This window comes from Pseudomonas sp. ADAK7 (assembly GCF_012935675.1).
Classification (GTDB): domain Bacteria; phylum Pseudomonadota; class Gammaproteobacteria; order Pseudomonadales; family Pseudomonadaceae; genus Aquipseudomonas.
In genome coordinates this window covers 1,990,120-2,003,463 of record NZ_CP052861.1, presented here as the reverse complement: position 1 = coordinate 2,003,463, position 13,344 = coordinate 1,990,120, and the positions used below count along the sequence as shown (strand labels likewise).

Below are 13,344 nucleotides of genomic sequence, written 5' to 3'. Positions count from 1 at the left end.
AATGACTTTTGTCTAAAGAGTAATGAGAAGCGCCGCGAAGGTATGCTCTTGATAGGGCTTAACCTAATTCATTGGCTAGGGGCTCACCGATGAGTGTATACCCCGTGCCTTCAGATGCTTTAAATCCTTTCGGTCTTGGATTCGTGGGCTACCCCGCTTGAGCGCGGCACTTCAAGACGACTCATCTCTTCATTTGACCTTGAAATCGGTGGTTTAAGTTTCGTTCACCGAACGCCTTCTAATGTCGCTTGTTTAACTACCCGCACGGCTCAACCGCACCGGTACCGATTTGGCAGCCGGTACCTTGCTGCGTTCGGCGTGGTGCCACAGGGGCACCAGCGGATTGCATTCGGGGTAATAGGCGGCGGCGCAGCCTTCGGGAATGTCATAGGCTACGATCTCAAACGGCCCGACCTGGCGCTTGACGTCGGGTTCGATGGCCGTAGTCAGCAACACCTGCTCGCCAACCTCAAACCCCAACCTAGCAACGTCATTGCAGTGCATGAAAATCACCTCGCGGGTGCCGCTGATCCCGCGAAAGCGATCTTCGTAGCCATAAATGGTGGTGTTGAACTGGTCGTTGCTGCGCAACGTCATCAGTTGAAGTACATCGCGCGGTGCGGCGCCTAGGTTCACGTCATCGTCTTCGTTGAGGGTGGCGGGCGTGATGAATTGGGCCTTGCCACTTTCGGTCAGCCATTTGCGCGTGGCGACGGCAATTGGTCGGTGGAAGCCGCCCGGTTCGGTCATGCGGGTTTCCATGTTGTGGAAGATGTCCGGATAAATGGTTCCGATGGCTGTTCTGATTAGAGAGTAATTCTTACGCCAGCCCTCCCAGTCAATGGAGGCGCCGGAGGGCAGCGAGGCCATGGCGAGACCGGCAACGATGCTGGCCTCCGCACGCACGTGGGGGCTGACCGGTTCCGCGCTGCCGTGCCAGGCATGGATGCAGGCGGTGCTGTCCTCGGTGGCCCAGGTTTGCGCGACGCCGTCCTGCCGGTCGATTTCGATACGGCCCAGGCATGGCAACAGCCACATTTTCTGGGCCGGGAGCAAGTGCGTGCGATTGAGCTTGGTTGCGATCTGTACGTTCAGTTGCAGCGTTTGCCAGGCCGGCTCCATGCGCGAAGTGTCGGGATGGCTCGCAGGAAATTGCCGCCCAGGCCAATGAATCCGCGTACCCGACCTGCCAGAATGCCTTCACAGGCGTCCACGGTGCACAGCCCCATTTGCGATGGCACCTTGAAGCCGAACTGCTGCTCGATCAGTTCGACCGGGACTTTTTTGGATCTTCAGTAATCCCCACGGTGCGCTGGCCCTGGACGTTGGAGTGGCCACGAACCGGACAAATCCCGGCGCCCGGTTTGCCAAAATTACCGCGCATCAGCAACAGGTTCACCAGCATCTGCACGTTCTGCACGCCGTGCCGATGCTGGGTCAGACCCATGCCGTAAATAATCATCACCCGTTGGCTCGGGCGTACACCGACGCGGCTGCTTCTAGTGCGCCACGGGTCAACCCGGATTGGCGCTCGATGTGTTGCCAATGACATCCGCGCACCATCGTGGCGAAGGTGTCGAAACTTTCGGTGTGCTGCGCAATAAAGTCATAGTCGAGGATGGCGGCACGACTGTCACGTTGCGCTTGATCGTCCATTTCCAGTAAGACTTTGGCGAGGCCGAGCAGGGCGGCTGAATCACCGCCGATGGCGACCTGATGGTATTGGGTGCTGATGATCGTCGATTCCGGCGTGAGCATCTCGGTCGGCGACTGCGGATTGACGAACCGCTCCAACCCTCGCTCGCGCAAAGGGTTGAAGGTGATGATTGGCACGTTGCGTTTGCGCACGTCCTGCAACTGATGAAGCATTCGCGGCGCATTGCTGCCGACGTTCTGGCCGAAGAAAAACAGGCAATCGGTGTGTTCGAAATCCTCCAGCGTCACCGTCCCGACCGGCACGCCGATGCTTTCCTGCAAACCCACGGAGGTACTTTCGTGGCACATGTTCGAACTGTCGGGCAGGTTGTTGGTGCCATAGGCCCGGGCGAACAATTGGTACATGAACGAGGTTTCCAGCGACGCACGCCCCGAGGCGTAAAACACTACGCTGTCAGGCTCCAGTGCACGCAATTGCGCGCCGATTTCGCGGTAAGCCGCGTCCCAGGTCGTTTCCAAGTAGCGGTCACTGGCCGGGTCGTAGTATAGGGGATGGGTCAGCCTACCGTGCTGCTCCAGGTCATAATCCGGCCACTGGCGCAATTCACTGAGGGTGTGCTCGGCGAAGAAGGCCGGGCTGGTCTTCATAGACGTCAATTCCCAGGCTGTGGCCTTGGCGCCGTTCTCGCAAAACTCCAGCGCATGGGGATGGCCCGGCTTGGCCCAAGCACAGCTGACACATGCAAAACCGTCCGGCTTATTTTGTTTCAGCAGTGCGCCCGGAGCCTTGGCGAATGCCTGCTCGCGCCACAGGATTTTCATCACTGACTTGGCGGAACCCCAGCCGCCGCTCGCATGGGTATATGGGTGGAAATGGGTTTTCGGATGAATGAGCATCGGCGGCTCCGACAGGCTTGATCGTGAAGTTATAAAGCTGGGACGAATGCGCGGGGTGAAAGGTTCGAGTGGATGGGTGGACGGTGAGTTGCTCACCTGGCCGCTACCGCTAAACCATTATTCAAGTAGTGATCAGTGCTTTTTTTCGTTCAATGGAGTGCCGACGAAAAGGGATCAATTCAGTTGGAATGATTGCTTTTTAAGGCAGTCAACCGATCATCACGTTTGCGGAACAGTCCCATGTCTATTCCCGATCAGACGGTTAATTATCTACGCGAGCACGCCCTTTTACTGACGACGGCAGAATCCTGTACGGCGGGAAAAATTGTCACGCTCCTATCTGAGATCGAAGGCAGTGGAGATCTGATCGAAAGTGGTTACGTGGTCTATTCCCCTGAGGCCAAACAACGGCTGTTGAGGGTGAGTGCCTCTACCATCGAAACTTTCAATCTAACCAGTTGTGAAGTGGCGCGGGAAATGGCGTTAGGCGCGTTGCATGACAGCACCGCGAATGTCGCCGTAGCGACGACAGGCATCCTCGGCCCAGAGGATGTCGACGGTATTCCCGCAGGCACAATTTGTTTCGCCTGGGCCTTTCATTCTGAGCGAGGGCGTAGCTTGTTCAGCCGTGAACATCGCTTCTTCGGCACACGCACCCAAGTACAACTCCAAGCTGCCGAGTTCGCATTAGAACAGTTGCCGCAATTTCATCGTCGTGCACTGGATGGTGAACAAGGGTAGGGATATCTCATGAATGACAAAAGCCCACACGATTATCAGAGCCGAAACTACCCCGTTCGCGAAGACATGGCCTATCAGGTCAAGGTCTGGCGATTTGAGCGGTGGGGCTGGTATGTCTTGGTGTTGCTGGTTGTACTTGGGTTGTGTGGGATGTTTTCACGCGGGCCCTTGAGTTTTCGTGATGTTCACGGAGGCGATGGGAAGCTCAGAGTTCAGTATGAGATTTTTCACCGAAACGGTTCCGCCAATCCTATGGTCATTAGCGTTATCGGCGTGCCGGATGCGCGAATTGAGATGGAGTTGTCCGGTAGCTTACTCGAAGGCTTCAGTATAGAAACGATGCTGCCAGAGCCCGTTCGTGCCAGCAGCGCCGGCGAGGGTATAAAGCTGTGGCTACAAGCGGATCCACAAGGACGTGCAAATCTCTATCTGACGTTGCGTGGTGACGGACTAGGAAAATTCAGCACTCAGGTGAAATCACCAGGAGCAACTCCTGTGACCTTGGATCAATTCATTCTCCCTTGAGGTGACCTATGGATTCGGTGTTGCGTGCGTCAGTGATGTACCTGGTGTTGATAGTGCTGTTCAAAATTGCCGGAAGGCGTTCATTGGCGGAACTGACGACATTTGATTTTGTGTTGTTAATGATTATTGGCGAGGCCACGCAGCAAGCGCTCCTGGGAGATGACTTCTCCCTTACTAATTCCGTCTTGGTGATCGTCACGTTAATTGCTATCGACGTCGGACTTTCACTGCTGAAACAGCGTTCGGAATGGGTATCCAAAATAATTGATGGCGGGCCAACCATCATTGTCGAAAATGGAAAGTTGCTACGTGATCGTCTACGGAGCGCCCGGTTGGTGGAGGCGGATGTGATGGAGGCCGCCCGCTCAAGCCAAGGCATAGAAACTATTGACCAGATCAAGTTTGCGATCCTGGAGCGCAACGGCAAGATTTCTGTCATTCCGGTAGAGCCGTAGCGCATGAATGCTATTGATTCGGTACTGATGGCTGCGCGTGCACAGTTCGCGATCGCCATAAGCTTTCATATCGTGCTGGCGGCTTTCACTATTGGCCTGGCCAATTTTCTCATGGTGCTGGAGGCACTGTGGCTGTGGCGCGGAAGAAGGCTCTACCTGGATGTTTACCTGTACTGGCTAAAAGTGTTTGCGCTCAACGTTGCGGTAGGCACAGCGTCGGGTCTGATTTTGGAGTACCAGTTCGGGTTAAATTGGTCACGGCTTTCGACCCGGGCAGGAGATATTCTTGGCCCGTTGATGTTCTACGAAGTGCTGGCGGCATTTTTCCTGGAAGCAGGTTTCCTGGGCATCATGATGTTCGGCTTGAAAAAAGTTGGCCCTCGTCTGCATTTCTTCGCTACCTGCGCAGTCGCTCTTGGATCGTTAATCAGCGCCTTTTGGATCTTGTCAGCCAATTCCTGGATGCAGACACCCGCCGGGTATTCTCTCGGAGTAGATGGACGTTTCATTGCCGAAAACTGGTGGGCAATCATCTTCAATCCCTCGTTCCCATATCGGCTTTTGCATATGACGTTGGCCGCGTTTATAGGCAGCGCCACGCTAGTGGCCGGTTTCAGCGCCTGGCAACTATTACGTGAACCGCAGAACCCGAGAGCTCGCCTCGCATACTCCATGGGGTTGTGGGTAATTGTGGTGCTTACACCTGTGCAAATCCTGGTGGGGGATCTTCATGGTGAGCACAGCCTTAAAGTTCAACCGCAAAAGGTTGCTGCCATCGAAGGCTCTTGGACACGTCCGGAGGTCGGTGAGGGCGAGCCATTACGTTTATTCGCTATTCCAGATATGTCAGAGCGACGCAACCATTGGGAAGTGGCGATTCCGCGCGTAGCGTCGTTGTACTTGCGACATGACCTGAGCGGCACCATCGCTGCGCTTGATGAGTTCCCGCCTGAGGACATCCCGCCGGTGCCAGCGGTGTTCTTCGCGTTCCGTGTCATGGTCGGTCTGGGATTAATGATGATGGGGCAGGGGTTGATCAGTCTGGTATTACGCTGGCGACATCGCTTGTACTCAGCGCGCTGGATGTTCCGAGGGTGTGTGCTGATGGCGCCTGCTGGATTTCTGGCGATGCTGAGTGGATGGGTTGTTACTGAGGTCGGCCGTCAGCCCTTCACCATTTATGGGTTGATGCGCACGGCTGACAGCCTGTCTTCGGTGTCTCGTGAGCAGGTCGTAGGGGCAACGTGGACAATCCTTTCGTTTTATCTGGTGATCTTCGGCGTAGGTCTCTGGGTGCTGTTGCGACTTTTACGGGAGCCACCTCACGAAAACGAACCCGGGCCCCAACCCACTTTGGCTGACGAAACGGGTAAATCCTGAGGGTAAACATCGATGATGGACAATGACTGGGTAACGCTATTGTCCGCTGCCGCGCTGGGATTTTCGGTCTTGAACTACGTGCTGTTGGATGGCACTGATCTTGGCGTGGGCGTGCTGATGGGTCTTACTCGTTGCAGTCAGCACCGACGTGCCATGGCGGTAACCATCCTTCCGATTTGGGACGCTAACGAAACGTGGCTCGTGCTCGGTGGCGGCGGGCTGCTGGCGTTGTTTCCGCTGGCTTACGCCGTGCTGCTGCCGGCGCTTTATTTGCCATTTATCGCGATGTTTCTGTCGTTGATTCTTCGCGCGGTAGCGCTGGAATTTCGCGATTACTCAAAAAGCTATCGTATGAAGAGGATAGTCGATGGCTTGCTGCTGATCGGTTCACTGCTAGCCGGGACAATTCAGGGGATTGTATTGGGAACGCTTGTACAAGGCGTGCCGAATCAGGACGGGCAGTACAGCGGGAACGGCTGGGAATGGTCGGGCCTGTTTCCGCTGTACTGTGGCGCAGTGCTCGTAGTGGGGTATATGTGGTTGGGCGCGTGCTGGCTGTATTGGCGCACTGTAGATGATCTGCAACGTCGATCAGGGCGACAGGCAAGGGTGCTGGGCATCGTAACCATGGTGCTTTTGGCCGTGTTAGTGGTCTGGACAGCGACGCTGGACGCTCGATATGCGCAGCGGCTTTCCAATCTGCTGGTCTGGCTGCCAGCCGCAATATTGCTCACTACACTACTGATTAGCTTCACCTTGAGCTTTCGAAGCCGCCGGCACTATCTGCCCCTATTCGCCGCACTGGGGATCTTCATCTTGGCGTTCGCCTTGATGATCGCAGCGCTCTTTCCGTTGATTGTCCCGCCTAACCTGACCTTGCAAGCGGCCGCCTCTAGCCCCACCAGTCAAATGTTCATGTTGGTCGGTTTCGCCGTGCTGATCCCGGTGACGCTCATCTACAACACCTACGGCTTCAGAGTCTTCAGCGGAAAGGTTCGCGCCGTTCGTGATTGACTTCTCAATGCTGGCCAGCCCAATACCGGTGTACGGCGCCTTGCGAGCCTTGCACCGGATCCTGGTCGGGAAACAACAGCGTGTCGATGCTCGCCAGTTGAGCATCGGTGGGGGCATCGCGGCAGATATCTGCACGCTGCCCTGGAGGATAGGCACCGACGACCAGAAAATCTTCACTTGAATCTAAACTGCAATGGCCGGTGCCGGCAGGCAGTAGCAACACATCGCCTGCTGTGACTTCAAGTACATGACCATCCGGGCCGCCCAGCATCAGCCGAGCCCGACCGCTGGCGATGCCAAGCACTTCATGACCTTCGGTATGGTAGTGGTGGTAGCTGTAAATCCCATATCGCCATTGGGGTGCCCAGCCATTGGCGATGAAGGTTTGCTCGAACAGCGCAGCCGGGTCATCGCCCTGAATTGCAATCGCGCAGGTGTAAATGAGTGCCGGCAGACGCGGGTTGTTGGGAACCCATTGGTTGCGTTCAAACATCAGGGTTTGAACGGTAGCTGTCTCAGTTCGCGGTTTTTTCATTTAAGGATCTCCGAAACCTAGATGTGGCGATGGATTTTCATGTATCGATCTGCAACTCCAAATCAGCATTTTCCAGTCGGCGGGCGTGAGCCACCGTGCCGTTCAAGCGCTCTCCTGAAGAAAGAATGATGGTCAAGGAGTGGGCCTTGTGTAGGTCATCTGGCACCGGTGACAGCACGTGCACCTGAAAGGCTCCTGGCGTAATGGGTGTGATGAGTACGTTGCAATCAATAGTTTTAGCGATAGGGCCGAAAAGGGTGTCGTTTAAGTAATTCAAACGTGCGCGGTTGGTCATGGATATGTCCTTTAACGCCAGGGATTTAAAGCTGGATTTCTATCCGCTTCTATGTGCTAGACGGTAGCCATGACAGAAGAGTTCAACGCCAAGGGCTGACGGCTTGTGGCGATTGCAGGCCGCGTATCAAGGCGCATGAAGCTCCTCAATAACCGATTTTTGTATCTGCAGTTAAACTAAAAGCTGACCTGTAAGTCAGATTTGTTAATGGCACCCAATAGGAGAATCCAACAGTGCAGATCTACAAGATTGAATACCTGTTCGACGGCGAGCCCCGCACGCATCAATTTGAACTCCAGCAGGCTCAGTTGCCCGCTCATGAGGCCGCGATGCATTTGCTACAGCTGCATTTTGGGGACGGTGAGAACAGCTTGATCATGCCCACTGCTGACGCGACGCCGGACGAGATTTTAAAGCAGGCTGAACTGGTAGGGCTGACACAGATTATGGTCGTTGATCAACCCAGTGTTGATGGCAGTCGAAACAACTAGTAGGCGCGACTCGACCAATTTTTAGTACCGCTTTTGGCCATAAACGCCGAGTGATTGAGGTCGGGCCAGGTGAGTGGTTTTATAAACTCATCTACCGCCTGAAATTTACTAGCCCCCGAACAGGCTCAGGAAACTGAATGCCGCGCCCGTTCCCAAAATGAGGGAAATAAGTATCAGGGTGAGGACGACAGGTCTATTGCGCATATCGCGGGTCGGCACACTGAAGGAAGGAGCCCTTAAATTTTCACTATAGTCATCAATGGTCGCTTGCGAATGTAATTTGATCATGATTTCGAACGATACCCGCAGGCCATTACGCGATAGATGATCCAAGATTAATGAATGAGCTGGTGTTTAGCTGTTCGCCTTACCAGTCGCGGGCCAATCAGCTCGTCCTGAGATGACTCGGGAGGTGGACTTCTCTAATGGGAGATGCCTTGTAATGGATGAACTTGATACGGGTGTGCGGAATGTCGTCGTCATTGGTACCTCGGCGGGGGGCGTTCAGGCGCTAATCTCATTGTTTGAGAATCTACCCGCCGATCTACCCGCTGCTTTTTTGGTAGTGCTGCACATTCCCGCCCATGAACCCAGCGTCCTCCATAGCATTCTTTCCAGGGTGACCCTCATGCGAGTCGTCGCGGCCCAAGATGGTCAACAGATTGCAGCTCGCACGGTCTATGTCGCCATTGCGGATCGACACCTGATGCTGACGGAGGATGGGATACGACTGACACGTGGGCCCAAGGAGTGCCGTGCGCGGCCTGCCGTCGATGTTCTGTTCCGCTCAGCCGCCGTTAACTACGGTGCCCGGGTCATTGGCGTCATCCTTTCCGGTGCATTGGACGATGGCACTGCAGGGATGTGGGCGGTCAAGGATCGGGGTGGACTGACTTACGTCCAGGATCCTGCCGAAGCCATGCTGAGTTCAATGCCCGACAGTGCCATCGAACATGTGGATATCGACATTATCGGCTCGGCGGCAGTGCTGGCCACGGAGATCTCCAAAGCGGTCGGAAGCCCAATAGATGGCCATCCCATTCACGATATAAGAGCCCGACATGTCATCGAGAACGTGATCTCCTTGAAAGGGAATGGTTTGGAAGCCGGTGTAATGGGATTGGGCAAGGTTTCCCAGTTCACCTGTCCGGATTGTCATGGCGTACTCGTACAAATCGAGGAAGGCTCCATCGTCAGATTTCGTTGCCACACAGGTCATGCCTTTTCGATGAAGTCGCTCATTTGTGAGGTCAATGAGGCGATCGATACCGGGCTTTGGGACACATTAAGGGCGGTGGAAGAAAGGATCCTGCTGTTGCGCCAAATGGCTGAACAGGCAACCGCTGTGGGCGCTGACGGGGACGCTACTCAATGCTCCCGCCAGGCCGATCTCGCCGAAAAACGCCTGAAGCCGTTGCGCGCATTGGTACTCGATCCCCAATTCTTTGGTCACGATGACAATAAATAGTGCTGATAGCGTTTTCGATTTCTTGTGCTATTCACGAGGGTGTAATGCCTCCACATTCCCTTATCGAATGCTGGCCAGGTTATTCAGGCGCCATGAGCACCGTGATGCTCATGTTGATGAATTCCTCGTTTTTGCTAATCGTGTCTAAAGCACCGCGAACGTTGCCGGCTACTTCAGCGGAGCCGCGCTCCTTCGGTGCCGATTCTGTAGAAACGAATTGTCGATAATTGCTCCCTGAGCTTCTGGTTACCGTATCTCCCCGACGGAGCTCACCTCTAGTCGGGCGATTGCAAATCTTATTGGCGAACTCCGCAGTGAAATGGCCGTTAGTCAAACGAGCTTTGAGAGTGCGATAGCAAATAGTCGATACAGGGCTAGATCCTGACTGGTTGCGGGAAGAAACGGATAATGCGGTGTTGGATAACCAGCGGGATCCCCGCTGACGGTGTGACACCAAGCCTGCTGTGCCACTTGTGAAGATAGCTATTTCAGGCAACGCCTACCTGACTAATCTAAGCGTCTCAATGGGATTGCTTGCTCTTGATCCACACGTAAGTGCTGGCGTCTCTCGTTGAAGTGCAGCAGGTGCGGGAAGGATAAATTTGGATTACGTCGATTGGGTGCAATGGCCAGCCATGGTGATAACTGTAGCCTCTGCCTGGTTTATTGGTTCGCAACGAGCCTATCGGAGGATGATCGCTTTTTGGGGATTCATCCTCAGTAATGCTCTATGGGTTATCTGGGGGCTTCACGCCGACGCCTACGCTCTTATCCTCCTTGAGTGCATTCTCTTGGGGATGAATGCCCGAGGCTTTAAAAAAAAGTTCAATGGCCACCGTCAGTCTTGAGACTGCTAGGTTTCCTTCCCCTTCGAGTTCTTCCTGAGCCCCCGAAGGTTCATGAGGAAAAGACAAACCTGCAAGGCGATTAATGCATACGCCCCTGCATAGACTCCCCAAATCACCCACAACACGTTGCTCAAACTGAAGCATACAAACCCGGTCATTCGTCGTCCTGGTCGTTGCGATCCGATTAGCCATGCGGCGAGAACGGTCACAGCCATCGCTGGCCATTGAACCCAATCCAGATACGCCAAAATATCCTCCTAGTACAATTCCGTGAGCTGAATCGCTATGTGGATGCCACGCCAGTCAATCGGGCTTCTGATGGTCGGGTGACGCTTTCGACTTTCCGAGAATGTAGCAGGGGTGGAGCTGACCATTGGGATGAGTTGTGACGACCACAGATATTAATGACCAGCCTTCATGCAGCTTAAGGTTTGCTTCGTTGGTTGATAGCGCTTCCATGACTTGGATTGTCTCGGATATATGCATTTCGTCTTTCTCAAATTCTAGGGATCAATCATTAGGTGCCGCGCGCGGATGAGGGTTCCTTTTCCCAAGACTTGCCACTGGATTGTTCGGAGCCGTGCTGGGTCTCAATTTATAATTGAGACCATGCTTTGAAGGATTAGAGTGGTCATCTAACTCTGTCATCTCAGCGACATGAAGCGAGGGGGGCATCAATGACAACGCGCAAACTGACCATTGAAAACTTGCAGTTGAACGTTTCAATCTGCGGGCAAGGTTCGCCGTTGCTCTTGCTTAATGGCCTGGGTGGCTTGATCCGTACCTTCGATCCGCTGCGCGAGGAACTTGGGGACTACATGACCATTACGTTGGACGTGCCTGGAGTCGGCAAATCGCAAATGCCCCGCTGGCCAATGCGTCTGCCGCGCCATGCCGACTTGATCGCCGAGATGCTCAAGCAGTTGGGGATCGACCAAGTCGATGTGTTCGGAGTGAGCTGGGGCGGTGCATTGGCGCAAGAGTTTGCCCTGCGTTACCCGAGCATGGTGCGCCGTTTGATCCTCGCGGCGACCTCTGCTGGCCCGGTGGTGCTAGTGAAACCCGCCGACATCGTGGACTTTTTTGGGAGCAGCAAAGGCGCCAAATCGCGCAAGAAAGAAGGCTCGCGTAATTCGATACAGGCGCTGCTACGCTTCGGTGTAGCGAAAGGCATGCTCACCGTTAATCCACGAACTTATTACCACCAGCTCGCTGCCTTGGTCGGCTGGACAAGCCTGCTGCGGCTGTTCCGTCTGCGCCAACGCACGCTGATCCTCACCGGCGACCGCGACACCCTAGTACAGATGTACAACGCGCATATCCTGCGCCGCAGCATCCGCCGTGCCGAAGTGCACGTCCTAAAGGGCGAGGGGCATTTTTTCGTGGTCACCAGCGCCAAACGAACTTCCGCACTGATACGCGAATTCCTCAGCCAGCAACACGATGATGAAGAGCCGGCGCCGATGATCGCCAACGGCAGGTTAAGGCCACGCCTGCTCTAATCCGAGAGGTGGATCGCCATTATCGCTGCACCCTATGGTCTCGATACTCCAGGCACATCCATATTGATCTTGCGCCAGAAAGCCTCAGAGAAACTGTAAACCGAGAAGGCAATCAGCCCCAGGGCCATCACAATCAAAATCAGCCATCCGGCAGGAAGATTCTGGAGAGCGTCGAGGGCTTCTTTCGTACCAGGTGGATCCATGGCTTGATAAGTGGAACCGCTGATTGCCAGTAGTAATGCAATCTCTATAAATACGACTCCACGGGCTATTAAACCGAACCGAGACACCGGGCGGACGTACCGCATGACGTCTTCGTCGGCCTCAAAATATTTCTCGAACGACGCCTTCCAGCCCTTGATGATGTGAGCAATTCCAACACCAAGCGGAATGAGAGCGATCAGGTACACCAACAAATTCGAGTGATCCCAAGACAGAAGATGCGCTAGCCAGTCTTTAGTCTGCCCCCCGGAATCTCCCGAACTACTAATACCGCTAATGAGTAGACCCATTGCAAAAAACGCCAGAGCGGCGTTGACCAAACCTCCGGCAAACAGACCAGTGCGAATTACCAAACCTTTGATTTCTTTGCCGTGGTGATCGACATCACGCGTGGCTTGCAGGACACGCCAAGCCGCAAAAGCGAGCAGGCCTGCCACCACAACTCCAACTAGAAAATAGCCGAATGGCTGGGTTAGCAACGCCTCAACGCTTTTGTGGCTGTCCTTCGGTTTTGTCGAATCTAGTGCTGCTAGCAACGCGAAGATGCCGATTATCAAATAAAGCACTCCCCGAGCGGCATATCCTCCCCGAGCGAGCATGACAAGGCTGTATTGCGCGGACATTGGATGTATTCCTTAGAGGTAATACAAAAGCAGACCAGTGTCATTCGGAGGGGTTCTATCGAGGCGAGCTGGATTCACTCATTAGTAAAATGCTCGGACTTACGCTTTAGATGGCAAAGATAGGGACTAGGCCAGCTCCAACCGCCCAGACTCCATGATTTCCACAAGACTGCGCAACCAATCTTCCAGCGTTGGGGCAACCACTTCGCGTCGTGGGTCGTCGTGCCAGAAGTCTATAATCTCACCTGGTTTTTCAGACACTATATCGATACAGAGATGATCGCCGCCAAAGCTCTGCGTAAACGGTACCCACTGCCGTTTCCACCATTCTGGGTCTTCGAAGTCAGAACCGATCATTCCGTCGAGCTCCAGCTTGCTGCTCATGCTGTCTTCGACAGAGATGAACATGTGATTGGTAAATAGCGCTTCCTCGGTGCTCCCATCCTTCCATGACCAGAGCGCCCGGAGGTCTGCTGGGAGTGTGATGCCAGTTCGGCGCTCGTAATCCTCGAATGCGGCAACCGAAACACCATTAGCAAGTGTCGCGTAATAGGCTGCCCGGTGCTGTTGCAACCAACCGTCCATGCGCTTGATTAGATCCTGCATGTAAAAGACTCCTGTGACTGTTCGGTAGGCCATGATAGATCTCATTGTATGACTGAATTGAGCTTCGTCTCATGATGCGTTTGCCA

The 13,344-nt window shown here is 54.4% G+C and carries 14 protein-coding genes and 1 pseudogene; 9 read left to right on the top strand and 6 right to left on the bottom strand.

The window, feature by feature from the left end:
• Window positions 1–252: 252 nt before the first annotated feature.
• Window positions 253–2,553: pseudogene (locus tag HKK53_RS09205) on the bottom strand (FdhF/YdeP family oxidoreductase).
• Window positions 2,554–2,793: 240 nt separating this feature from the next.
• Here HKK53_RS09205 and HKK53_RS09200 point away from each other — a divergent pair.
• From HKK53_RS09200 to cydB, 5 genes are read left to right on the top strand one after another with little or no spacing between them, the layout of a single operon-like run.
• Window positions 2,794–3,294: a CinA family protein gene (locus tag HKK53_RS09200; protein WP_169370561.1), complete on the top strand. Its 501-nt coding sequence runs from the start codon at window positions 2,794–2,796 to the stop codon at window positions 3,292–3,294.
• Between the two features lie 9 nt (window positions 3,295–3,303).
• Window positions 3,304–3,819, top strand: coding sequence for a hypothetical protein (locus HKK53_RS09195; RefSeq protein WP_169370560.1), 516 nt, complete (start codon window positions 3,304–3,306; stop codon window positions 3,817–3,819).
• 8 nt (window positions 3,820–3,827) lie between these two features.
• Window positions 3,828–4,274, top strand: coding sequence for a DUF421 domain-containing protein (locus tag HKK53_RS09190; protein ID WP_169370559.1), 447 nt, complete (start codon window positions 3,828–3,830; stop codon window positions 4,272–4,274).
• Window positions 4,275–4,277: 3 nt separating this feature from the next.
• Entirely contained in the window at window positions 4,278–5,654 is a 1,377-nt protein-coding gene (locus HKK53_RS09185) for a cytochrome ubiquinol oxidase subunit I (RefSeq protein WP_169370558.1), read from the top strand.
• A 12-nt stretch (window positions 5,655–5,666) separates the two neighbouring features.
• Window positions 5,667–6,668 carry a cytochrome d ubiquinol oxidase subunit II gene (gene cydB / locus HKK53_RS09180; RefSeq protein ID WP_169370557.1) on the top strand — a complete coding sequence of 334 codons (1,002 nt, stop codon included), beginning with the start codon at window positions 5,667–5,669 and terminating at the stop codon, window positions 6,666–6,668.
• A 4-nt stretch (window positions 6,669–6,672) separates the two neighbouring features.
• Here cydB and HKK53_RS09175 read toward each other — a convergent pair whose 3' ends face one another.
• Both HKK53_RS09175 and HKK53_RS09170 read right to left on the bottom strand, forming a co-directional pair.
• Window positions 6,673–7,203 (bottom strand): cupin, encoded by a 531-nt coding sequence (locus tag HKK53_RS09175; protein WP_169370556.1) that lies wholly within the window; start codon window positions 7,201–7,203, stop codon window positions 6,673–6,675.
• Window positions 7,204–7,240: 37 nt separating this feature from the next.
• A complete protein-coding gene (locus HKK53_RS09170; RefSeq protein WP_169370555.1) occupies window positions 7,241–7,498 on the bottom strand; it encodes a hypothetical protein in 258 nt (85 codons plus the stop codon).
• A gap of 233 nt (window positions 7,499–7,731) precedes the next feature.
• On the opposite strand from HKK53_RS09170, the gene HKK53_RS09165 reads away from it, so the two are divergent.
• From HKK53_RS09165 to HKK53_RS32605, 3 genes are all read left to right on the top strand, one after another.
• Window positions 7,732–7,989 carry a hypothetical protein gene (locus HKK53_RS09165; RefSeq protein ID WP_169370554.1) on the top strand — a complete coding sequence of 86 codons (258 nt, stop codon included), beginning with the start codon at window positions 7,732–7,734 and terminating at the stop codon, window positions 7,987–7,989.
• 442 nt (window positions 7,990–8,431) lie between these two features.
• Window positions 8,432–9,457, top strand: coding sequence for a chemotaxis protein CheB (locus HKK53_RS09160; protein WP_169370553.1), 1,026 nt, complete (start codon window positions 8,432–8,434; stop codon window positions 9,455–9,457).
• Window positions 9,458–10,059: 602 nt separating this feature from the next.
• Complete coding sequence (locus tag HKK53_RS32605; protein WP_237150751.1) at window positions 10,060–10,305, top strand: hypothetical protein; 246 nt, start codon at window positions 10,060–10,062, stop codon at window positions 10,303–10,305.
• Window positions 10,306–10,310: 5 nt separating this feature from the next.
• On the opposite strand, the gene HKK53_RS09155 is transcribed toward HKK53_RS32605, so the two are convergent.
• Window positions 10,311–10,520: a hypothetical protein gene (locus HKK53_RS09155; RefSeq protein WP_442962290.1), complete on the bottom strand. Its 210-nt coding sequence runs from the start codon at window positions 10,518–10,520 to the stop codon at window positions 10,311–10,313.
• A gap of 462 nt (window positions 10,521–10,982) precedes the next feature.
• Between HKK53_RS09155 and HKK53_RS09150 the strand changes: the two genes are divergently transcribed.
• On the top strand, window positions 10,983–11,807 hold the full coding sequence (locus tag HKK53_RS09150) for an alpha/beta fold hydrolase (protein WP_169370552.1): 825 nt from the start codon (window positions 10,983–10,985) through the stop codon (window positions 11,805–11,807).
• A 32-nt stretch (window positions 11,808–11,839) separates the two neighbouring features.
• On the opposite strand, the gene HKK53_RS09145 is transcribed toward HKK53_RS09150, so the two are convergent.
• On the bottom strand, window positions 11,840–12,652 hold the full coding sequence (locus tag HKK53_RS09145) for a DUF1206 domain-containing protein (protein WP_169370551.1): 813 nt from the start codon (window positions 12,650–12,652) through the stop codon (window positions 11,840–11,842).
• 126 nt (window positions 12,653–12,778) lie between these two features.
• The gene (locus HKK53_RS09140) at window positions 12,779–13,258 is read right to left on the bottom strand and encodes an SMI1/KNR4 family protein (protein ID WP_169370550.1); all 480 of its coding nucleotides are present in this window, start codon (window positions 13,256–13,258) and stop codon (window positions 12,779–12,781) included.
• Window positions 13,259–13,344 lie beyond the last annotated feature (86 nt).